Origin of the sequence: Microvirga soli, from assembly GCF_016734765.1 — a bacterium.
Taxonomy (GTDB): domain Bacteria; phylum Pseudomonadota; class Alphaproteobacteria; order Rhizobiales; family Beijerinckiaceae; genus Microvirga; species Microvirga soli.
Genome location: NZ_JAERQE010000007.1, coordinates 66,738 through 86,722, shown reverse-complemented (window position 1 = coordinate 86,722; position 19,985 = coordinate 66,738). Strand labels below are relative to the sequence as shown.

Annotated in this window: 18 protein-coding genes; 12 read left to right on the top strand and 6 right to left on the bottom strand. The window is 67.5% G+C overall.

Annotated elements, in window-relative coordinates; all coding sequences use genetic code 11:
* Nucleotides 1-2: 2 nt before the first annotated feature.
* From JKL45_RS08895 to JKL45_RS08870, 6 genes are all read right to left on the bottom strand, one after another.
* Entirely contained in the window at nucleotides 3-1,151 is a 1,149-nt protein-coding gene (locus JKL45_RS08895; protein WP_201860758.1) for a TniB family NTP-binding protein, read from the bottom strand.
* A 35-nt stretch (nucleotides 1,152-1,186) separates the two neighbouring features.
* Nucleotides 1,187-3,370, bottom strand: coding sequence for a TnsB C-terminal domain-containing protein (locus tag JKL45_RS08890; protein ID WP_201860757.1), 2,184 nt, complete (start codon nucleotides 3,368-3,370; stop codon nucleotides 1,187-1,189).
* Nucleotide 3,371: 1 nt separating this feature from the next.
* Nucleotides 3,372-4,337 carry a TnsA endonuclease N-terminal domain-containing protein gene (locus JKL45_RS08885; protein WP_201860756.1) on the bottom strand — a complete coding sequence of 322 codons (966 nt, stop codon included), beginning with the start codon at nucleotides 4,335-4,337 and terminating at the stop codon, nucleotides 3,372-3,374.
* 101 nt (nucleotides 4,338-4,438) lie between these two features.
* The gene (locus JKL45_RS08880; protein ID WP_201860755.1) at nucleotides 4,439-4,882 is read right to left on the bottom strand and encodes a hypothetical protein; all 444 of its coding nucleotides are present in this window, start codon (nucleotides 4,880-4,882) and stop codon (nucleotides 4,439-4,441) included.
* Between the two features lie 71 nt (nucleotides 4,883-4,953).
* Nucleotides 4,954-5,334, bottom strand: coding sequence for a Mu transposase C-terminal domain-containing protein (locus JKL45_RS08875; RefSeq protein ID WP_201860754.1), 381 nt, complete (start codon nucleotides 5,332-5,334; stop codon nucleotides 4,954-4,956).
* A gap of 1,447 nt (nucleotides 5,335-6,781) precedes the next feature.
* Nucleotides 6,782-7,282 (bottom strand): helix-turn-helix domain-containing protein, encoded by a 501-nt coding sequence (locus JKL45_RS08870; RefSeq protein ID WP_246498411.1) that lies wholly within the window; start codon nucleotides 7,280-7,282, stop codon nucleotides 6,782-6,784.
* A 70-nt stretch (nucleotides 7,283-7,352) separates the two neighbouring features.
* Here JKL45_RS08870 and JKL45_RS08865 point away from each other — a divergent pair, with 70 nt between their 5' ends.
* The 12 genes from JKL45_RS08865 to JKL45_RS08810 all read left to right on the top strand — a co-directional run bounded on the left by JKL45_RS08865 (nucleotide 7,353) and on the right by JKL45_RS08810 (nucleotide 19,956).
* Nucleotides 7,353-8,465, top strand: a complete 1,113-nt coding sequence (locus JKL45_RS08865; RefSeq protein ID WP_201860753.1) for a DUF6634 family protein — start codon at nucleotides 7,353-7,355, stop codon at nucleotides 8,463-8,465.
* Nucleotides 8,466-8,541: 76 nt separating this feature from the next.
* Nucleotides 8,542-9,081, top strand: coding sequence for a hypothetical protein (locus JKL45_RS08860; protein ID WP_201860752.1), 540 nt, complete (start codon nucleotides 8,542-8,544; stop codon nucleotides 9,079-9,081).
* Nucleotides 9,082-9,128: 47 nt separating this feature from the next.
* Nucleotides 9,129-9,917 carry a metallophosphoesterase gene (locus tag JKL45_RS08855; RefSeq protein WP_201860751.1) on the top strand — a complete coding sequence of 263 codons (789 nt, stop codon included), beginning with the start codon at nucleotides 9,129-9,131 and terminating at the stop codon, nucleotides 9,915-9,917.
* Between the two features lie 136 nt (nucleotides 9,918-10,053).
* Nucleotides 10,054-11,769, top strand: a complete 1,716-nt coding sequence (locus JKL45_RS29870; RefSeq protein WP_246498409.1) for an AAA family ATPase — start codon at nucleotides 10,054-10,056, stop codon at nucleotides 11,767-11,769.
* A gap of 206 nt (nucleotides 11,770-11,975) precedes the next feature.
* Nucleotides 11,976-12,878: a metallophosphoesterase family protein gene (locus JKL45_RS08845; protein ID WP_201860750.1), complete on the top strand. Its 903-nt coding sequence runs from the start codon at nucleotides 11,976-11,978 to the stop codon at nucleotides 12,876-12,878.
* Between the two features lie 85 nt (nucleotides 12,879-12,963).
* Nucleotides 12,964-13,875 carry a 3'-5' exonuclease gene (locus tag JKL45_RS08840; RefSeq protein WP_246498408.1) on the top strand — a complete coding sequence of 304 codons (912 nt, stop codon included), beginning with the start codon at nucleotides 12,964-12,966 and terminating at the stop codon, nucleotides 13,873-13,875.
* 135 nt (nucleotides 13,876-14,010) lie between these two features.
* Nucleotides 14,011-14,991 carry a hypothetical protein gene (locus JKL45_RS08835; protein WP_201860748.1) on the top strand — a complete coding sequence of 327 codons (981 nt, stop codon included), beginning with the start codon at nucleotides 14,011-14,013 and terminating at the stop codon, nucleotides 14,989-14,991.
* Nucleotides 14,992-15,030: 39 nt separating this feature from the next.
* Nucleotides 15,031-15,384, top strand: coding sequence for a hypothetical protein (locus JKL45_RS08830; RefSeq protein ID WP_201860747.1), 354 nt, complete (start codon nucleotides 15,031-15,033; stop codon nucleotides 15,382-15,384).
* Between the two features lie 715 nt (nucleotides 15,385-16,099).
* Entirely contained in the window at nucleotides 16,100-16,501 is a 402-nt protein-coding gene (locus JKL45_RS08825) for a hypothetical protein (RefSeq protein WP_201860746.1), read from the top strand.
* Nucleotides 16,502-16,700: 199 nt separating this feature from the next.
* Nucleotides 16,701-16,958, top strand: coding sequence for a hypothetical protein (locus JKL45_RS08820; protein ID WP_201860745.1), 258 nt, complete (start codon nucleotides 16,701-16,703; stop codon nucleotides 16,956-16,958).
* 74 nt (nucleotides 16,959-17,032) lie between these two features.
* Nucleotides 17,033-18,526 carry a TolC family protein gene (locus JKL45_RS08815; protein WP_201860744.1) on the top strand — a complete coding sequence of 498 codons (1,494 nt, stop codon included), beginning with the start codon at nucleotides 17,033-17,035 and terminating at the stop codon, nucleotides 18,524-18,526.
* A gap of 20 nt (nucleotides 18,527-18,546) precedes the next feature.
* Complete coding sequence (locus JKL45_RS08810; RefSeq protein WP_201860743.1) at nucleotides 18,547-19,956, top strand: multicopper oxidase family protein; 1,410 nt, start codon at nucleotides 18,547-18,549, stop codon at nucleotides 19,954-19,956.
* Nucleotides 19,957-19,985 lie beyond the last annotated feature (29 nt).

Sequence of the window (19,985 nt, the reverse complement as noted above, 5' to 3'; positions counted from 1 at the left end):
GCTCAGCTCCTCTTCGTCAGGGCGGCCACGACGGCCAGATTGCGCTCGGCCTTGCGGCCCCGCCCTCCCCGGTTCGGCGCCTGTCCGCCCCGCGGCTGGGGACGGGCCCTTGGCACGGGCACATCGTCCTGGGGCAGGGGCGGCGGGAGCTCGCCCTTCCATGCCCTGCCGAAGGGGTTGACGAGCCGCTCAATCGCCTTGTCCTTGCGGAAGGCACGGTCGAAAGCCTTTTCCAGCACCGCGAGCGTGATCTGCGTGTCCTTCTTCTCGCGCATAATGACGCGCATCGCCATGGCCAGCAGCTTCTTGAGCCGGCCGATCACGCCGCGGCTGGCGTAGTAGAAGCGCTTCGCGGTGGTGTAGTCCCCGACGTCGATCTCCGCCGCGAAGGGGACAGGGCTCTCGCGCTGGAAGGCCGCAAGCAGGCCATAGAAGAAGAGCCGGCTCTCCGGTTCCTTGTTCTCCTCGTCCTCCTCGTCCAGGGTGTCCTGTGGCGGGATGTCCGGGCCCCAGTCATAGGGCGGCATCGGGATGTCGTTGTCCCAGCGTCGGTCGAACTGCCCATCCTGCTCCACCAAGTACCGCATCCGGGGAAGGCCGAGGAAGATGAAGCTGATGCCGGTGTTGCCGTGACGCGACTTGATCCAGTCGATCAGGTCCGCCGCGGTCAGCGCGCCGTTGCGGTCGACGGCGCGCTGCGCCTCGTCGATCAGCACTCCCTTGGTGCCGCAGGCCCTCAGGAACAGGTCGACGCGGTCCTCCAGGTCCTCCCGCTTGCCCTTGTTCCAGAGCGGGTCGCCAAGGGCCTTGAGCATCGCCTTCGCCACCGGCATCACCCGCGGCCGCGACGGCATCTCCAGGGCCAGGAGCGGCACATCGTCGACGGTCAACTCCTCGCTGGAGGCCAGCACCGTCCGGCGGCCGTCCTTGGTCACGGGGTGTCTTTCGACCAGCTTCTTGAACAGGGTCGACTTGCCAATGCCGGTGACCCCGCTGATCATCACGCACGGAACCTCGGCGGCGGAGCCGTGGAGGCTTAGAACGTCCTCGACCTCGGCCATGATGTCGTCGAACAGGGGGTGCTCGACGAAGACGCTTTGCATGACAGCCCACGGATTGGACGGGGTCGGGAAAGGGACAGCTGCATTCATGGGGGAACCTTTCATGGGTGCGGTCGGTGCCGGGCTCAGCCCCGGCCAATGGAGCGGTTGGTCTTGAAGGTGGGGATGGGGCGCCGCGGCCGGGCGGGGGCAGCCTCCGGGGCCTCCGAGGCCGGTGCCGTGGCTGCCGGCGCGGGGCCGCTGATCTGCTTGACGGGCGGCGCGACGGCCGGTCGCGGCGGAGGCAGAAGCGGGTTGAGCGGCTGGCCGGCGAACGGACCCGTCAGCCGCGGCAGGTTCCCGCTCGCGTCGAGGTTCGCGATGACGTGCTGCGAGCCGACGCCCATCGCGCGGGCGATCAGGGTGTTCGCCCGGATGCTCAACGCGTCGGGCAGGGCATGCGCGATCAGCTCCTGCAGATGAAGGCGCGACTCGACCAGCTCCTCCAGCGAGTTCCGTCCAGACAGGCGCTCGGCGTGCCGCAGATAGAGCTTGTGGCAGTGGAGTTCGAGGCCCTCCGCGTAATCGCCATAGCCCATTTCCCTGGCCGTCGCGGGGATCCACATGTTCATCTTCCGATCCCAGACATGGATTTTGCCGAGGTTGAGCGGGTTCACCTTGATCCTGACCTTGTGGGAGTGGCCGTTCCGGGTCCGCGCGAGGTCGAGGTCCTCGGAGTAGTAGCGGATGTTCTCGTAGATGACGCCGCGATGATCGAGGAGCTTTCCCTCGCGCACGATGCCGAACATGAGGTCGAGATCCGTCCCGTGCTCGGGAAACTCCGGGTCGACCTGGGCGGTGCCGGCGGTCCAGCGCTGGTCGGGCGAGAGGCGCGTCCCCGGTGTCGGCTTCTGGTGGTAAACCTCCAGGAGCCAGCAATGCAGGATGTAGAACAGGTGCCGGAAGCCCATGACGGCGTTCCGGGTGGGGTCGTAGTCCTTGCGGTCGATCTGGTTCCTCGGATCGAGCACGAAGCCGCTCATCTCCTGCAGCCACTGCGTGTTGGCGACCTGGAAGGCGCCCTCGACCTCCGACTTGGTCCACGGCATGCGCGCCGGGGTGAAGTCGTACGGGATGTCCAGGTTGCCGGTGATGGTCTTGATGGTCTCGCCGTGGGCCTGGAGGCTGTTGTCGAAGATGAGGTGCCGCGGGAGCCCGGAATAGCGCCACAGGGGAAGGCCCGGGTACTCCTTCGCCACATAGCTCTTCATCGAGGCGGCGTGCCGGAGCGTGCTGCCGATCACCAGGTCGCTTGGCGGCTCGAAGCCCAGGTACACCCCGATGACCGCGCCGGTGTACACATCGACCAGCCAGGCCAGCCAGGGACGTCCGAGCGGGATGCCCAGGATCTCGTCGATCACGAAGATCGGCAGCCTCGTCTCGTCGAACTGCACAACATCAAGGGCGTGCTCCGGCTCCACGCTCGGCCGCGGGAAACGGTGCATCTGACGCGCCCGCACGGCGCCGTACTTGGCGATGTCGCGCAGGCGGGCGTCGAACTTGTCCCAGTGAATGTAGAACGTGCTCTTCCCGGGCAGGCGCAGGGTCTCGCCCGGGTGCCGGAGACGCTCGGCCTTGATCCGCTTCAGGACGTTGCCCATGATGTTGGCCATCACAGGGCGCGCCTTCATGCCCGGCTGGTTCCGGTGCCGCGCCGCCTCGATCTCGGCCGCCATCTCCTCCTTCATGATCTTCGTCACCAAGGGGTGCAGCTGATTGCGGTTGCCGCGCTTGTCATAGTCGCCAGCGAGGTCGCGGTGATCCTCGTAGGCGTCATACTTCTTGCACCACCGGTAGTACGTGGACTGGTCGATGGTTTGCTCCTTCCCGAGGTGCTGCAGCCCAAGTGTGCGGCCGAGCTCGTCCAGAAGCGTCTGGAGCACCGTGGCTTCGGTGGCCACGCCGTTGACGATCACGTTCGCCGTCTTCGAGCCCGGGGCGGTGCGTTCGTCGACCGCGCGGATCACGGCCTTGCGGTAGGCGACGCGCGTCTGCTTCCTGGCAGGCATGTCGCTGAGCGGCACCCCATGCTTGCGGCGGCGCTCCCGGCGCTTGTCCTCGGTGTCCTCGTCCCGGTCGCCGTCGAAGCGCAGCTCCCCTTCGTCATAGAGGCGGTCGAGCTCGGCGCGCGGGCGGTCCTCCCGGACACTGTTCTTCGTGTTCTTGAGCTCCCAGTGCTCCACGCCCTCCTTGGGGAAGGACGTCACCATCCGGTACCGCGTCCGGCCGATGTAAATGTGGACGCCGACGGCAAAGCTGTGGCGGGCCATGTCATTCCTCCCCGTCGACCGGACCGAGCCAGGTCATCAGCCCGCGCCCCAGGCGCACCGGGGTGGCGGGCCCGAGCGGCGGGCCGTCGAGGTCGACGGCCAGGAGGCCGCGGCGGCAGAGCGTGAAGACGTGCTTGACGTCCAGCGCCGGGAAGCGCGCGAGGATCTCCGCGAGCGTCATGGAGCTGGTGCCGCGCAGGGCCGACGCGAGCGCCTCGCGCACGTCGGCCGGGGGCGCCGGCGCAAGACGATGACGCCAGATCAGGCCGAGGTTGGGCCAGCGCGGCTTCCGGTGCAGGTGCCGCTCGGTCACCACCCTGAAGGAGTAGCCGAGGCTGTTCAGCGCCGCGCCGATCAAGGGCCAGCGGGCCTCGTTCTCCTCGCGGGCGGCGTCCTTCTCCGGCTTGACCTCCTCGAACACCCAGTCGGGCCGCACGACGAGGCAGTCCGGCCGGTGGACGCGCACCGTGCCGCTCCCGTCGACATACCGGAGACGGATCGGCTGCTCGACGAACATCAGGACCGCGGGGTCGAGTTCATGATGCAGGAAATTGTCATGCTCCAAGCTCGATGCCGCCCGCAGGGTGCGCTTCGTCTTGAGGCTGTGGAACCGGCTCCGGCGGCCGCGCTGGGAGCTGCGGGGCGAGCGCCCGATGGCCATCTCCGGGATGGCCTCAAGCCCGAAAGTGAGGGCAGGATGGCGGTGGGTGATCCGCACACCCGGGAGCGGCTCGGCCGGTCCTCCGGAGGCAGGCCAGTCCCGCGCGACCGGTTCGGGGTCATCGGGCGTCAGCGGCTCGGGGACCGGACTGGCGAGCCTGGCGCGGAAGTATGCCGCCAGGTCTCCGGCGTAGTCCAAGTCTGGCGTCGCGGCCGCAGGCTTCGGGAACGCGGGCAGCGTCAACGGGGTCTGCTCGCGGTTGGCGGCGCGGGCCGCAAGAATGGATTGGGCGGGCGTCATGCGCATCGCGGGGGTCCTTGATGCCGCGCGCGACCGGGTCGACGCGGCCATTGGAGAGGGTGAGGTTGAGTGGAGGAGCGCCTCCGGCGTCGGTGCCGGGCGGTTGGTCAGCCCGGGCGGGAGCGCCTCGCCTTTCGGATTTCGACGATGACGGACTTCTGTGCTCCGCACAGGCCCCATTCGCGCTCGAATGCGGACATCTTGCCATCGTCGGCATCTTCGGCGGGAGGCGCCTCCCCGTAGTCGGTCGGTCCTATGGCGTCGACCGCCGCCGCGGCATGCCCGGCATCGAGACCGGCATCCACGAGAACGGCGATGTGCTGGCGGCGGCGGGCTGTCACGGTGGCATCGTCGACGAAGGCATCGCCGGGTGACGGCGGAGCGGAGCCGACGCATGCGTGGAGCTCACGGTAGTCACGATAGCCGAGCATCTCGGCGACGAGGTCCAGGCAGGCGAAAAGCGGCAGGTCATAGCCGAGGGCGGCGACGAACCTCTTCAGCTTCTTGGCGTGCAGCTTCGGGCGCGTGGTGGTGATCAGGTTGAAGCGCATGGGATGATCCATCGGATGAGCAGGGCGGGACGACCTGGCGGCCTACAGGGGCCGGGAGACCCCCAGGCCGGTCAGAGCGGGTGACCAGCGTCTGGTTTGACGGGCAGCCCCGGACTTGGATCCGGCCGTGGCGCCGCCCGCCCGCCACCCTGCCCGAGCTCTTGCGCGAGGGCCTTGAACTTCGCGCCCCGCATCAGCGCGGTCTGCACGGCGACGGTGGTCATGGCGGCATAGATCTGATCGGTGCAGCGCAGCCGTCCGACATAGCCGGTGGGGCGGTGCCGCACGACGATGACGCGGAGGTCGTCCGGGTCGTAGGTGACCTCCACCTCGGTGAGCTCGTCGCCGATCTCGTGGCGCAGGCGGTCGAGCCCAGCCCCGCCGTAGCTCAGGCCAAGGAATTCGACGTGCCCGTCGTTCACGGGTGTTGTTGCCATGGGATGTCTGGCCATGGTCAGGCTCCTTTGCGGTGCGCATGGTCGCGCGGGATGGCACGGGCGTTCGGAGCGCCCGCTCTTGCACTTTGCCGCTGGAGCTGTCAGAAAGACGCTGCGCCTCCGAAGGCGCAGGCCGACCTTCTCCCGGCAGCCGTCATCGGGCTGGGAAGTCGAACTCCTTGCGGTGGACCTTGGCAGGGACGGTACGGGGCGCCTGGAAAACACACCGGCCCGACCCTTGGAGGTCCTGCAGTTTCAGAAGCGCGTGGCCACGGATGGCCGCGCGCTTTCTGTTTTGGGTCAGGCTCAGGCGGCTGCCATTGCCGGTCCCGCACCGGAAACCCGGCCGCGGACGACCTTGCCCGAACAGGCGGCTCGGCCGCGGGAAGCCGTGCGGATCGTCCGGGGGCGGATCCCGGATTGGACGCCCCGGCCGGGAACGGAGGCCCGGGGCATCTGGTGGACGGGGCCGGAACAGGCCCGGTTGCAGTGGAGGAAGGGCTGGGCTGTTGCGAAGGTGCGGCCTGGCTCAGGAGGCACAGGCACGAAGGAAAGGCGCCCTGGCGGGGAGGCGCCGCCGTGGCCGGCTCGACGAGCCGACGCCACGGTCATGACGACCGATGGGCCGGCCCTCAGGCCCGGCGAATGCGCCCCGGCGGGAGCGGTATCGGTTTCGGTTTTCGCAACATCCGCAGAGCTAAGCCTAAGCGCGGCCGCTGAGCAACATCTTTCCTCCGACGTGGTTGATGAGTGGTTGACCGGGCGGACAGGGCCCACTGACAGAGCCGGTGACCGGTCGTCGCGGCCGCTTGGCCGGCCCGAGGGCCGCAGGCTTGCAAACATGGGCAGACCTCCTTGCGGTGTTCGGCAGTTTCGCGTCGGCAGAGGCCTGGGCAAGCCACACGCGGTGGCCACCGCCCGCCGTTACCGGGCATGGTCTGCCTGAACCGGGTCAGGTGAGTCAACAGGTTTGTTGGGGCATTACTTCATGGGGTCGCCCGTCGACTGGCGTTCTGCCTGGCCCCAGGAAGCATTCTTAAGAAGTGGCACCGTTATCCTTGCGTTATCCTTCGGGACAAAGAATTGAATACTTGATTCTTGATCTGATCCAGACAGCCGGGGCTTGACTTTCCGCGTCCTTCAGCAGCCTAGGGAGCGGGTCGCGAACGGCATGCTGCGGGCGACTTCTGCAAGGATTCAATCCACGTTCCTTTCTCCGTCGGGGCCGGTGCGGCGTTCGGCAGCGACGCCGCACCGGCCCGGGCCGCGGTAAGGCGCCGGGTGATTATACCATTGATATACACAACGCGCGAGGCAAATCGAGGCTGCCGCATCAATCCTGGCCAGCTTGGTTAACGCCTACCGGACCGAATCAAGGCTGCGCCGCCGTTCGTGCAAACGCCTCAAGGCACCCGATTCCGTTCATCCGTGCACGCGAAACGCCGGGCCTGCAGGCCCAGGCTCACGCCGCCGGCGGCGAAGAAGCCTTGCGCGACCTCCCCCGCGGGGGCGGAATGTTCTGCCGGTCCCCGGCTTCAGTCACGGCTCCGGCCGCATCCGCTCCTGTGCTCCGCTCCCGCCTTTCCGGTGAGCGGGACTGCCGCTCGAACTCCGGCCGGTCCATCTCCATGATGACGCCAGTGCAGCCGCCGGCCTTGACGAAGCGGGCACCGCCCGCCTCCAGCGCCGCGCGCAGCTTCGCGACCGACTTCGCGGCGATCCTGCGGAAGCCGTTCTCGAAATCGTTGATGTAGAGTTTCGAGACACCCGCCGCCTTTGCGAGCTGTCGTTGCGAGAGCCCAAGCATCGACCTGGCCGCTTGGCACAGCTCCCCCGGGATCGGCTCGTCGGACGGGAAGCCGTTAACCATCAGCGCTTCGAGCGCCGGCGGCCGGCCAGGATCGGCTTGAAAAATTCTTATACCAATGGTATACTTCCATTCCTTCGTCGATCCTGCCGCCATGCGTTCCCCGGGTGCTGCCCCGGCGCCCGGCGCTTGGTGCCGGCCCCTGTTCCTGGAGGGTGTTTCCGCCATGATCACTGCCTTTGTCGCTCTCGACGGACGCTCCGTCTGCACCCACGCCGCCGTGGCCGCGGCCCTCGGCCTGGGAGCCGCCGCCAAGCGGCCCGCCACACTGATCCGGATCACAGGGCCCGGCGACGCGCGCCTAGGGTATCACACGACGATGCCAGACACGGTCGAACTCGTCGAGCACGCGATCAGCTCCCGTGCCGCAGGCACCCTGGTCGACGACGCCATCGCCGCCGCGCGGCAGCAGGGCCGCGCCGTCGTCCTCGACCTGCCCGCCCGCTGCCTGGCCGACGGCTTTTGCCGCCCGCCCTCATCGACACTGGCGGTCGTTCCGGTCGGGCCAACCGCCCTGGATGAGCGCCTCGCCGCGGCGGCGCTGCAGGGGCTCGCGTGCCTGACCGCGCGCGGCGGCCACGGCGAGGAGGAGGGATCCTCGAACGCCGGCGGGTTCGAAGGCGAGCAGCGCCCAATGCCCGCTTGGCTCCTCGGTTGCGGACGCTCCGGTGGCGGCCCCGCCGTGGCCAGCTTCCAGGCCGGGATGCGTGCCACCCTCATGAGCGCCGGAGGGGGACACACTCCGGCCCAAGGCGCGCCGCCGGAGGCGCGGGTTCTGCCGATCACCCTCCCTTGCCTGGGCCGCGCGGAGGCCCTCTCGTTGATCGCCGGCCGGCCGGTGCCGTCCGTCCTCCGATCCACACTGCTGCTTGCTGCCGCCCTGCATGCGGCCGCCGCGGCCCCGTCGGCGACCGGGATCGATCCTGCGCATTTCGCCGCCCACGTCGGCGCGGGCGACCGGACCGTGGTCACCTGCGACGGGCGGAGTGCCCCGGAGCGGCTCCGTGACCTGGCGGATGCGCTTCAGGCGATCCATGATGGCCTCGGGCCGACCCCGGAGGAGCTTGCGGCCGCGCCGCTGCTCGATGACTGGACCGTGGAGCCCAGGATGGTCCGGGCGCTCGTCGGCCGGTCCTACGACCACCCCGATTTCCCGTCAGGGCGGGCCGTCACGACATCCGAGGTCTACGCCACCGACGGCCGGACCTACGCTCGGACGTACTCACGGCTGTATCGACTCGGCACGTCGGCGCAGGGTGCCGCGGCGTCCACCCACTAGCGGCCGGCCGCAAACCATCCCCTCACCACCGATTGGCGCGTGTTCCAGGGTAGTCCGGACACGTGAAGGAGCCGCCATGTCCCGAGCCACCACCCGAAAAGCCCCTATCAAGTTGCCTGCCTCCCGCCAGAACCAGGCGTTGTCGCGGAGCCGATCCGGATCCGGACGGCAGTCGCATCGGGCACATCACCCGCGGCGCGATGCCGTTGTTGGAGAGCGGCGGGCTCTCGCGTTCTGGCGGACCCTGGCACCAGGACAGATCGGCACGAGCCGCCGGCATGAACTCGAACGGGTGCTCGGGCTGAGCAGGCTCGCAGCCGCGGGCGGGCGGCGCCTGCACGCCCGGGCCCACTCGGCGCTCGTGATCGGAGCCGCGGTCGATGTGCTCGTGCGCCGCGCCGCCCTCGACACGACCTACGCCGACTTCATCATGAGCTGTCTTCTTGCGCACGCCTTGCGCCGGGACGCCGCCGCGCCGTTCATCTTGGCCCATGCGTTGGCGCGGCTGTCGCGCCAATCACCCCGGCATGCCCGATGCCAGGATCTTTCGAACCAGTGGCGCCAGTGGCGGCCCCGTCCGGTGCCTGCGGGGGCTCAGTCGGGCGAGCCCGGCTAGACCGGTGCTCCGGTGTGTCTTGTCCAGCATGCGACATGGAGGATGGTTTGAGGCTCTGGATAATTTCCGACCTGCATCGGGATGTCGGCCCGGCATGGACTCCCGCCGCCATTCCGCAGGCCGACGTCGCCCTGATCGCGGGCGACATCGGCGAGGGACTCGTGGATAGCGTCATGTGGGCAGCGGATGTGATACGGCCGCACATGCCTGTGGTTATGGTGGCGGGCAATCACGAGTTCTATCGAACGACGCTGCGCGAGGAACTGGCCCGTGGCCTCATCGCGGCGGTCGAGCATGACGTCCATCTTCTGGAAAACGATGCCGTGGTGATGGGACGGGTCGCCTTCGTCGGATGTACCCTTTGGACCGACTACGGGCTCGACGGCGATGTCCTGCGTCCGCTGGCGATGGGGGCCGCGCGCCACGGCCTGAACGATCATCGCAGGATCGCTTGGGAGACCAAGCCGCGATGGTTGCGCTTCCGGCCCGAAGAGGCGGCCGCCCTCCATGCCGCTTCACGGGCCTACCTCAGGGAGGCGCTGCTCGGTGACCTGCGCGCGTCCAACCACCTCGTGTCCCGTGTGGTGATCACGCACCATGCCCCGAGCTCACGGTCCGTCGCGCCGCGATTCACCGGGAACCCTTTGAACGCTGCCTATGCATCCAGCCTGGAGGCTCTCATCGACGCGACGGCGCCGACGCTCTGGGTCCATGGCCACATGCACACGAGCGTCGACTATCGGATCGGCGGGACAAGGATCGTGTCCAATCCCAAGGGATACGGCACCGAGAACCGCGAATTTGATCCGGCATTCGTCTTGGAGATCCCCTCATAGCGCAGCTGACATGGTTCCGGCCGGCTCTCGGCTGGCGCCGACGCCATCCCCTGGTGCGCTGCGACCGACCCCACATGGGGTGGGTGCGTGATGACGCTGCGTTCCGTCCCTTCCGCCAACGCCTCCGAGACTATCCATGACCAGTATCCCGCCTGCGACGGCACGAGCTATCCTGCTGCGGTCGTTCCCCCGCGTCCTCCGCACCGCCCTCGACGGGGGCGCTGTCCATGGCGATGCCGCGCAGCAATTGATCACCGATGCGCATGCCCTCGGCCCAGGCTTGGGCGCGGCTGTGCAGCGTTGCCTTGACGCAGCTCGTGGCTCTTCGCGCCTGCCTGCAACGATTCCATTGGCGGCAACATGTGCCATGCTTGACGAAGTCGCTGCCCTCACCGACAGGCCTGCGGCGCGGGAGGTCGCGGATGCACTGCTCATGCTCCTGGCGCCGGCCGGTGACCGGGACACAGCAGCGCGCCTCGCCCTTGCCGTCTGGCGCGAAACGGGACGGCTCGACGAGGTCGGAACAGCCTTGAGGAGGATCAGCCTTCTCCTGGCATCGGGAGACGATGAGGAACTCCCCAATCCCTACGACGACCTGCTTGGGACGGTCGGGGATCCAGAGGTGGGCGCGGCCTTCCCCGCGAGCGGCGCCGTCCGAGCGGATGCGGCTCAGGCGTGGCGCCAGGCGCTCGGTGCCGCCTTCGATGGGCTCAAGAAGGATGCCGCCGTCATGGCCACAGGGCTGTCCGCGATGGCGGTGGGGCAGGTGCCAGAGACCTATGTCTACGAAACCCTTGCGGCCGTCGCCCTCAAGGCCGGCCGCCAGGCGGTGGGACCCGTCGAACGCCTCGCGGTCGCGGAGGAGCGCCGACGCGTCGCAGAGCGCAAGGCGGCCGCCCAGCGCAGGGAGCGCGAAAGGAGTCTGCAAGCTCCTGCTCCGGAGCCTGAGGCCGCTCAGGCGGCGGGCACCGAGCCTCCAGAGGGCCATGTGATTGTCTGCCAGTCCGCAGGCGAAACAGGCCACGGCCGGGGCAAGGAGGTTTGGCGGGGCTACGAGCACGTCATCGGGACGCCGCTGCCCCTGGTCGTCACACCGAACTTGGCGGAGGTCCGCAACAGGCTTCTCGGCGAGTTCCCGCAGGCCGAGGCCGTCATCGACCAGGTGCTGCGCTGGCTCGTCGGACGCGCCTATGTGCATCTCGGCAACCTCTTGATCGAGGGGCCTCCCGGATCGGGCAAAAGCCGCTTCGCCAGGCGCCTCGGCGAGACCCTCGGCATGGGGGTGCTCCGGGTGGACGGGTCGAACGACGGCGGCGCGAGCTTCGGCGGAACTGAGCGGCGCTGGCACTCGACCGAGCCGTGCCGGCCGTTCATGGCCGTGGCCCGCTGGCGGCAGGCCAATCCCCTCGTGTTCGTCGACGAGGTCGACAAGGCGCCCACCCGTTCGGATTATGGGCGGCTCTGGGACGCCATGCTCCAGGCGATGGATCCGGAGACGGCGGCCCGCTTCCCCGATCCCTGTCTCCAGGCAGACCTCGATCTGTCGTGGGTATCGATCATCTGCACGGCAAACGAGAGCTGGCGGCTCCCCGGTCCCCTGCTCGACCGCTTCCGCGCTGTCCTGTCCTTTCCCGAGCCTGGCCCCGAGCACCTGGACGCCCTTCTGCCGGCCCTAGTCGAGGACATCGCCCGCGAGCGGGGGCTCGACAGGCGCTTCTTCCCGCCCTTGGACGGCGTCGAGAGGGAGTTCCTTCGCAGGCGTTGGCAGGGTGGCTCCGTTCGCAGGCTCCGCCGAATGGTCGATGCGGTCCTGCGGGTCCGCGACAGGGTCGGCTCCAGCACACCGCAATGACGCTCTCACCTCCCTGATGCCAGCTAGCCGGACTTGTGTGGCCCAACCTCCAATGATGGAGACCCGTGAGAATGAACGACGCACGTCGAACCACGCCGAAGGCAAGGATCACTCCTCCAAGCTTGAAAAACGCGCACGGGAGGCCGACGGCGCCCCTCCGCAGGTCTTGCGACGGGACCTCCCGCGTACGACAGGCTGCCAGGCCGGTGCCAGCCCCGCCGAGGGCTGCTCCAAGCCACGGCATGCGGTTCTGGATCATGTCCGACCTGCACGTCGACGACGGGCGCCTCCCGCCGTTCACGCTGCCGGACCAGCTGCCGGACTGCGACGCGGTTCTGATCGCGGGCGGCATCGCATCGGATCTGGAGGCATCGCTGCGGTGGATCGACCGTAACTTGCGCAGCCGTTGCCGAGATCGCCCCATCATCATGGTCTCGGGCAACGACGAGTACTGGAACGGGCGCCCGATGGCCGAGACCCTGGCCCGCGGTCGAGAGCTCGCGCGCAGCATCGGCATCACGTTGCTCTCCGACGAGACCGCCAGCCTTGTCGACAGACACGGACGCAGCGTTCACGTCGTCGGCGCAACGCTGTGGACGGATTGGGGCCTCAATGGCGCCGACCGGGCCACCGTCGCACGGGCCTTCGCGCGGGGTGCGTGGCCGGACTGCCAGCGCATTGTCCTTGCGCACCAACGGCCATGGGCGCCCCACGTGGCCGCCGGCGCGCATGCGCGGTCACGTGCCTACGTCGAGGATGTCCTCGCGAGCATCGTCTGCCAGGAACACGGATTTCGTTCGTCCCCGACATCGCTGATCACCGGCGTCAGGCCAGGCGACAGGGCCGTCGTACTGACGCATCACGCACCATCCCGGCGCTCCCTGCCTGACGACTGGCTCGGATGGTGCTCGACGGAGCGCTGGCTGCCCACGGCCCATGCGTCCAACCTGGAGCCGGTCATGCTCAGCTGGGGCGCACCCGCCCTGTGGGTCCACGGACATGTGGCGGCAGCCGCCGACTATAGGGTCGGAAAAACACGTGTCCTGAGCAACCCCCGCAGCACCGGGCACACCGACGCCTTCAACCCCGGGCTCGTCGCCGAGGTCTGAGCTGCTCGCCACTTGCACCTTTCCGCGCTTCGCCACCGGCAGCCACTTCCGATCCCTGACAATTGCCGTCTTTCCCATGGAGCCCATGATGCAGCACGACCGCCTGATCTGCCTCGACATCGAAACCGTTTCGGACCGCGATCTCATTCCCGCGGACTGGCCCGCCGACAAGTTCCCGAAACCGATCTGGCACCGCGTCGTCGCGATCTCGTTCGTGGAGGCGAGGATCGAGCGCGACGAGGGCACGGAGCGGGAGCGCTACATCGTCGAGTGCTGCCGCTCGGGCGGACGCGCCGACTGGGACGAGCGGCGCATCCTCGTGGCGTTCTGGCGCCACTTCGCGCAGCGGAACATGCGGATGGTGACCTGGAACGGACGGGCGTTCGACATCGCCGTCCTGCAGCTGCGTTCGCTGATCCACGGCATCACCGCCGAGGCCTGGACCCAGCGGGGCGACAGGTGGAACAACTACGCCCAGCGTTTTGCGCCCGACTGGCACTGCGACCTGATGGAGGTGCTCTCCGACTATGGCGCGAGCGTGAGGATGGGCTTGGACGAGGCGGCCCTCGCGATGGGTCTGCCGGGCAAGATCGGCGGTCACGGCTCCGAGGTCGAAGCCATGGTGGAGCAAGGCGACATCGAACAGGTCAGGGCCTATTGCGAGGGCGATGTCCTGAACCTGTATGCCTTGTACGTTCGCTGGGCGTTTCTCACCGGACGGATCGATGCGGCCGCGCACAACGCCAGCATGGACAGTCTTGTCAGCTGCCTGGAGGCGGGCAGGGCGGAACGCCCCCATCTGGGTGAGTTTCTCGACCGCTGGCGGTCATCGGATCGTCCTTCCCCGATGCTTGTTGCCGTCCCGACGGCTTCGGCAACCGCGATGGTGCCGACCCCGCCGGCGAGGGGCTTCGCGGTGCTTCGGCGCAGCCGACCCCGTAGCGCTCGAACCCGGCGGCAACCTCTTGGTAACCAAGCGGCGATGTTGTTCGCATAAACCTGTAGTCGCTACAGGTATACCAATGATATAATCCTGAACGCTCGAAAAAGGAGCGTACCTGTACCAGACGCGCTCGGACACCGACCCAGCCGACAAGGGCGGGCCAGCGCACCAGGGGGCTGGAGAGGTACCATGATCGTTGCGTTTTTCGCGGATGACGCCTCCGCATCCCACGCGGCGCTGCTGACCGCCCGCGGCCTTGCGACTGTCGAGAGGCCGACGACGCTCGTCCAGTTCGTCCACCGCGGTTCACTCGTGCTCCACGCACCCCCGTGTGCTCCCACCATCACCGTCGAGCGCGTCGACCCGTGCAGCGATCCACTGCCGGGTCTGCAGCCGCTGCTCGACGAAGCGGATCGGAACGATCATGATGTGATCCTGAGCGCCCCGCTGCACCTCATGGGATCCCTTCTGCTTTCGGGATCCAACTGTCTGCCCGTGCTGCCCTTCGGGGCGACCTTCATGGGAACGGTTGCGGCAAGGAGGGCCACTGCTGCGCCCACGACGGCTATGTCGGGGCCGACAGCCGGAGCGGCAACACTCTTCGGCCGCGGAATGCCCCAATGGCTCCTTGCCTGCGGCTGCCACAACATTGCCGATGCCACAAGTGACGCGGCAAGCCGCCAATCGAACGATAGGCAGCCGGGTCGCATCCGTCTTCTCCCCGTCGCGATGCCGATCCTGCGCCGGCCCGATGCCACGGCGCTGCTGCACGGCTCTCCTGCGCCTGCGGTTCTGCGCAGCGCGGTCCTGCTCGCCGCCGTCTTGGAGGCGGCTGCGGCCGATCCATTCGCCGATGGCATCGACAGGACGACGCTCGCGGGCATGTTGGATCCCGGTTCAGGTTCCGACGATCATCGCATCAGCGAGAAACTGTTGGCGCTCGCCGATACGTTCGATCAGCTGTCGGATCCCCACGGCAGGATCCCTGCCTCTGCCTCCCGCCGTCCCGACACGCTTGATCGGCACCGCGCCACATCGGCCCGATCCGCCCCGACGCAGACGGCCCACGCCAGCCGCCCCGCCCGCCACGCCGCCATCAGGCGCGATTCAAGCCGGACCAGCCCAACCCCGCCGAGTGCCAGCCATAGGCTGTCATTGCGCCGCTCATGATCCTCAGGACCATGTTCATTCCAACATAAGGACAAATCCATGCCTTACGCTGCAACCACCATCGGCGCCCTGGTCACGACACCCAAGGACGCCTCGACGGGCCGCAAGAGAGTTAGCGTTCGCGAAGGCCACCGAGGCACATCCCTGACGCGGTTCCCCGCTGCGCGGAGCGGCGGCACCGCGCAACGCCGGTCGCCGCCAACCGCGTCCATCGCCAAGGCGCGCACTCCTGTCCGGCAGCCGGCTCCGCCTTATGGCGACGCCAGAAGCGAGATCCACCAGCTCAAAAACGACATGCACATCACCCCTCCCACGGAGGGGTTGCTCGACGATGAGTTCGACGACTTCGGGTGCGACCTGGACATGCTTCTCCGGCTCGCGAACGGTCCATGAGAGGCACCATGCAATGTGGATGAACAAGCTGCTTGCCCCTGTCATCCCCAAATCGTGAAGCGGCTCGGCCGCCGTGCATCACATCCGCACGGCGAAGATCCCGCCCAAAGCCGCAGCGAAGAGCAAGGTTCCGACAAGGAGCCAGAGCAGCCCCTTCCCCGTTTGCAGGAAAGTGGTAAGCGGATCGCTTGAAATGCCAGCGCGGCTGAGCCGCCCCGCCGCCGCCCGCCGCTTGTGCCGGTTGAGCCATCGGGCTCCTTCAGTCTCAAAGGGAGCGCCTGAGAGCTTTAGGGTAGGTGGTGCCGACTTCTTAACCATTGTTGAGCTCTTCCCACATGAGCATGTTGGGCATGGGTACCATGGCGCGGCTCGTCTCGGACAGACTCATCATGCGCAATGACGACGCGGTGGTTGCCCTCAGCTCTGGGAAGATCTCCTGGTTCGCCCATTCCTTGACCAACGAACTCAATCGTTGCGTCAGGCCTGGCTGCAGTTTGTCGCAGGCTGGACGAAGACCTACCCATCGAAACCGGTTGACCTTGCCACGGTGGGAAGCATTAGACCCATAGTAAGCGTGGCCAAGCCGAGGTTTCCTATGCAACTGAGCGCCGTTCCGTCTGGCTTGGCTTTGATCCACACCTCGTCAGGCACACGCTTGTCGAATCCGGACTTTCGTGACACATATCCGGTTCCGACGAACAGGAGCTTCCCTCCCTTGCGGCTGATGGGCACCATCATTGTTGCGCTGCTTGCGATCACCATGGCGATCTTTCCGATCTCCGGGCCGCAGGCGGCTGCGCAGGCTGCACATCGGCATGCCGCGGTGGCGGACACCGTACATGGGCATGCCGCTTCCGAGGGAGACCACGAGCACGCCGATGTGACGGCATCTTGCGATGCCTCGGCGTGGAACGTTTCAGCCGATAGCCATCCTGACACGCAAGCCTGCGTCGGCCTGATCTGCTGCAGCATGGGCGCATGCCATGCCTTCCAGGTCAGTGCGGCGCCAAGCCTGTACTCCCCGGCCGTATCCGAGGCTTCCACCGCCCTTGCCTGCGACGAGCAGGTCGAGGAGATCACCATCGGCGGCCTCGACAGGCCCCCACGAACCGTCTGAGCCAGGCGCGGGCGAATGACGCCCGCACGAATGGTCGCGGCCGCTCATGAGAGTGGGCTGCGGCTGCCCTGAAGCTCGAAACGGGTCCCTCCCAGTCGCGATCAGAACGTCAGACCTGCTGTGGGCGACGGCCTCGATGCCGTCACCGACCAAGTCCCATTCCGACTGCACTGTCGAGGTCCGTCCGGAGACGGCCCCAATGATCAAGCTAGTACCACTCGCCGCCCTTGGACTCGGTCTGGGCGCCTGCGTGCCCACGACCCCTCCCACCTACCTGGTAGCACCTTCCAGCCTCACTGCTGATATCCGAGACCCCGGTTATTCGCCCGTGACGGCGGGTATCCAGAACTACGACGTTGTCGAGCCTCTGGACTGGCGTGAGCTCAATCGGCGTGTCGCGCCAGGGGCCAACCCGGAGCGGGGTGACTCGGACGACGCTGCCCGGCGCGGGCGGTGACCAATGGGCAGCCAGGATAATACACCGACCGCCTGGGGGCGGCGTGGCAACGCACGCGCAGGAAAGACAACGCAATGAATGAACAAGAATGCACGACAAGTTCGATGCCGCGGCTGGGGCTGCTCGGGGGCGTTGCCCTCACCCTGTTCCTTGGGGGCTGTGTCGGGTTCTCGCAGGACGGAGGCATTTCCGTCGCACGAACTGTCGCGTACACGGAACTCAACAAGGACGTCGCCAAGATCACGAATGAGGCGGAGGCTCTTGCGGCCCAGCAGCGGGTGGAGGGGCTCCTCCGGCGCCCCCTCACCCCGGACTCGGCCGTCCAGGTCGCATTGCTGAAGAACCGGGGCCTTCAGGCGGCCTTCAATGACCTGGGCGTGTCCGAGGCGACCTACGTGCAGGCCAGTCTGCCGCCCAATCCGACCGTGTCGCTTGGTCGAAGCGGCCTTCTGGGCGGCGGAGCCTTCGAGGTCGAGCGGCAGCTGATGATCGGCCTGTTCGAGCTTGCAACCCTGCCGCAACGCGCTGCCGTGGCTCAGCAGGAGTTCCGGGCGGAGCAGTTCCGCACGGCCGAGGCCGTGCTGACCTTGGGCGCCGAAGCACGCCGGCAGTACTACCGGGCCATCGCGGCCAACCAGCAAGTCGCCTTCCTTCAGCAGGCCCTCGCCACGGCCGAGACGGCGTCTCAGCTGGCCAAGCAGCTCGGCGAGACCGGCGCCCTCAACAAACTGGAACAGGCGCGCGAGCATGCCTTCTACCAGGAGCTCGGCGCCCAGCTCGCGCAGGCACGGATCGACCAGAAGGTCGAGCGCGAGCGGCTCATCCGTCAGCTCGGCCTGTGGGGACGCGACATCAACTTCACCTTGCCCAGCAACTTGCCGCCGCTGCCGTCGCGGCTCGCGACCCAGAAGGACGTCGAGAGCGAGGCCCTGGCCCGACGCGTGGACCTGCAGGCGCTGCGCAACGACCTCAACGCGGTTGCGGGGCAGTACAGCCTCGACGTGATCCAGAGCGTCGTCAGCGACATCGAGCTGGTCGAAGGGTCAAGCTTCGGCAAATCGACGACGATCAACGAGGAAGGCGAGGTCGAGATCGAGAAGGAGAAGAGCCGGACCCGCGGGATCGAGGCGTCCTTCACGATCCCGATCTTCGACTTCGGCGAGACCACCCGTCGCGGTGCCCAGGAAGCCTACATGGCGGCCGCGAACCGCCTGGCGGAGCGGGCTGTCAACGTGCGCTCGGAGGCCCGCGAGGCCTACGTGGTCTACCGCGGCAAATACGATCTCGCCCGCCACTACCAGAACCGCGTCCTGCCGCTGCAGAAGCGGATCCAGGACGAGGCGCTGCTCCAGTACAGCGGCATGCTCGTCGACGTGACCCAGCTCATCATCGACGCCCGGACCCGCATCCTGAGCAATGTCGATGCGATCAACGCCCGCCGCGACTTCTGGATCGCCGCGACCGACCTCAAGGCCGCCCTCGTCGGTGGTCTGAGCGGCGGTGGCGAGGCCGGCGGAGAAACCACTGCGGCTGCCGGCGGCGGGGAAGCCGCCGCCGCAGGACACTGAAATCTTTGAGGAGACAACCAATGACCGTATCGCGAAGAGGTTTTCTCGGCGCAGGGGGATTGGCCCTCGCCGGAGCCAGCATGATCAGCGGGCGCACCCAGGCCGCAAGCCTGCCTGAGGCGCCCACCATGACCGAGGCCACGATGCAGCCGCCGCTCTATCCGAAGAGCGGGCCGGACTACCAGCCCGTCGTGACGCTCAACGGCTGGACCCTGCCGTGGCGCCAGAACGGCGACTGGAAGGAATTCCATCTCGTCGCCGAGCCCGTCGTGCGCGAGATGGCGCCCGGCATGAAGGCCCACCTGTGGGGCTACAACGGCCAGTCGCCGGGACCGACCATCGAGGCGGTCCAAGGCGACAAGGTGCGCATCTTCGTGACCAACAAGCTGCCGGAGAACACGGCGGTGCATTGGCACGGCCAGCTCCTGCCCAGCGGCATGGACGGGGTCGGCGGTCTCACCCAGCCCCACATTCCTCCGGGCAAGACGTTCGTCTACGAGTTCATCCTGCAGAAGTCCGGCACCTTCATGTACCACCCGCATTCGGACGAGATGGTCCAGATGGCGATGGGCATGATGGGCTTCTTCGTCGTGCACCCGCGCGATCCGGCAGAGCGCCGCGTCGACCGCGACTTCGTGTTCCTGCTCAACGCCTTCGACATCGAGGCCGGATCGTACGTACCTCGCGTCAACGAAATGACGGACTTCAATCTCTGGTGCTGGAACACCCGCGTGTTCCCGGGCATCGACCCGCTCGTGGTGCGCCAGGGAGACAAGGTCCGCATCCGGTTCGGCAACCTGACCATGACCAACCACCCGATCCACATGCACGGCTACGACTTCAAGGTCACGGGCACGGACGGTGGCTGGGTGCCGGAGACGGCCCAGTGGCCGGAGGTGTCCATCGACGTGGCGGTCGGACAGATGCGCGCCTTCGAGTTCGTGGCCGATGCACCCGGAGATTGGGCCATCCACTGCCACAAGAGCCACCACACCATGAACGCCATGGGCCATGACAACCGGACCTACATCGGTGTGAACATGAACCAGACGGCGCCGGCCCTGAAGAAGATCGCGCCGGGCTACATGCCGATGGGCGGCACCGGCATGGGCGAGATGGGCTCGATGGAGATGCCGCTGCCCGACAACACGCTGCCGATGATGACGGGCTATGCCCAGTTCGGCCCCGTCGAGATGGGCGGCATGTTCTCGGTCGTGAAGGTGCGGCCGGGCCTGGCCCACGACGATTACAAGGATCCGGGCTGGTACAAGCACCCGGAGGGCACCGTCGCGTACGAGTGGAAAGGCGAGCAGCTCGCCGAGCCCGCCCGCGCGACCTCGCCCGACAGTGGCGTCAAGGCCACCGAATTCAAAGCCATCGATCCCCGCAAACGTCCGGTCCGTTCGGCCGGCGGTCACGGCAATCACTGATCCCAACGAGAACCGATGCCAAAGGAGCA

Excerpts from the sequence above, each read along its gene's own strand:
- JKL45_RS08880 (WP_201860755.1), bottom strand. The coding sequence starts at position 4,882 with ATGCGCTTCAACCTGATCACCACCACGCGCCCGAAGCTGCACGCCAAG.
- JKL45_RS08815 (WP_201860744.1), top strand. The coding sequence starts at position 17,033 with ATGAATGAACAAGAATGCACGACAAGTTCGATGCCGCGGCTGGGGCTG.
- JKL45_RS08840 (WP_246498408.1), top strand. The coding sequence starts at position 12,964 with ATGATGCAGCACGACCGCCTGATCTGCCTCGACATCGAAACCGTTTCG.
- JKL45_RS08895 (WP_201860758.1), bottom strand. The coding sequence starts at position 1,151 with ATGAATGCAGCTGTCCCTTTCCCGACCCCGTCCAATCCGTGGGCTGTC.
- JKL45_RS29870 (WP_246498409.1), top strand. The coding sequence starts at position 10,054 with ATGACCAGTATCCCGCCTGCGACGGCACGAGCTATCCTGCTGCGGTCG.
- JKL45_RS08885 (WP_201860756.1), bottom strand. The coding sequence starts at position 4,337 with ATGCGCATGACGCCCGCCCAATCCATTCTTGCGGCCCGCGCCGCCAAC.
- JKL45_RS08865 (WP_201860753.1), top strand. The coding sequence starts at position 7,353 with ATGATCACTGCCTTTGTCGCTCTCGACGGACGCTCCGTCTGCACCCAC.
- JKL45_RS08860 (WP_201860752.1), top strand. The coding sequence starts at position 8,542 with ATGTCCCGAGCCACCACCCGAAAAGCCCCTATCAAGTTGCCTGCCTCC.
- JKL45_RS08875 (WP_201860754.1), bottom strand. The coding sequence starts at position 5,334 with ATGGCCAGACATCCCATGGCAACAACACCCGTGAACGACGGGCACGTC.
- JKL45_RS08870 (WP_246498411.1), bottom strand. The coding sequence starts at position 7,282 with ATGGCGGCAGGATCGACGAAGGAATGGAAGTATACCATTGGTATAAGA.
- JKL45_RS08830 (WP_201860747.1), top strand. The coding sequence starts at position 15,031 with ATGCCTTACGCTGCAACCACCATCGGCGCCCTGGTCACGACACCCAAG.
- JKL45_RS08890 (WP_201860757.1), bottom strand. The coding sequence starts at position 3,370 with ATGGCCCGCCACAGCTTTGCCGTCGGCGTCCACATTTACATCGGCCGG.
- JKL45_RS08820 (WP_201860745.1), top strand. The coding sequence starts at position 16,701 with ATGATCAAGCTAGTACCACTCGCCGCCCTTGGACTCGGTCTGGGCGCC.
- JKL45_RS08835 (WP_201860748.1), top strand. The coding sequence starts at position 14,011 with ATGATCGTTGCGTTTTTCGCGGATGACGCCTCCGCATCCCACGCGGCG.
- JKL45_RS08810 (WP_201860743.1), top strand. The coding sequence starts at position 18,547 with ATGACCGTATCGCGAAGAGGTTTTCTCGGCGCAGGGGGATTGGCCCTC.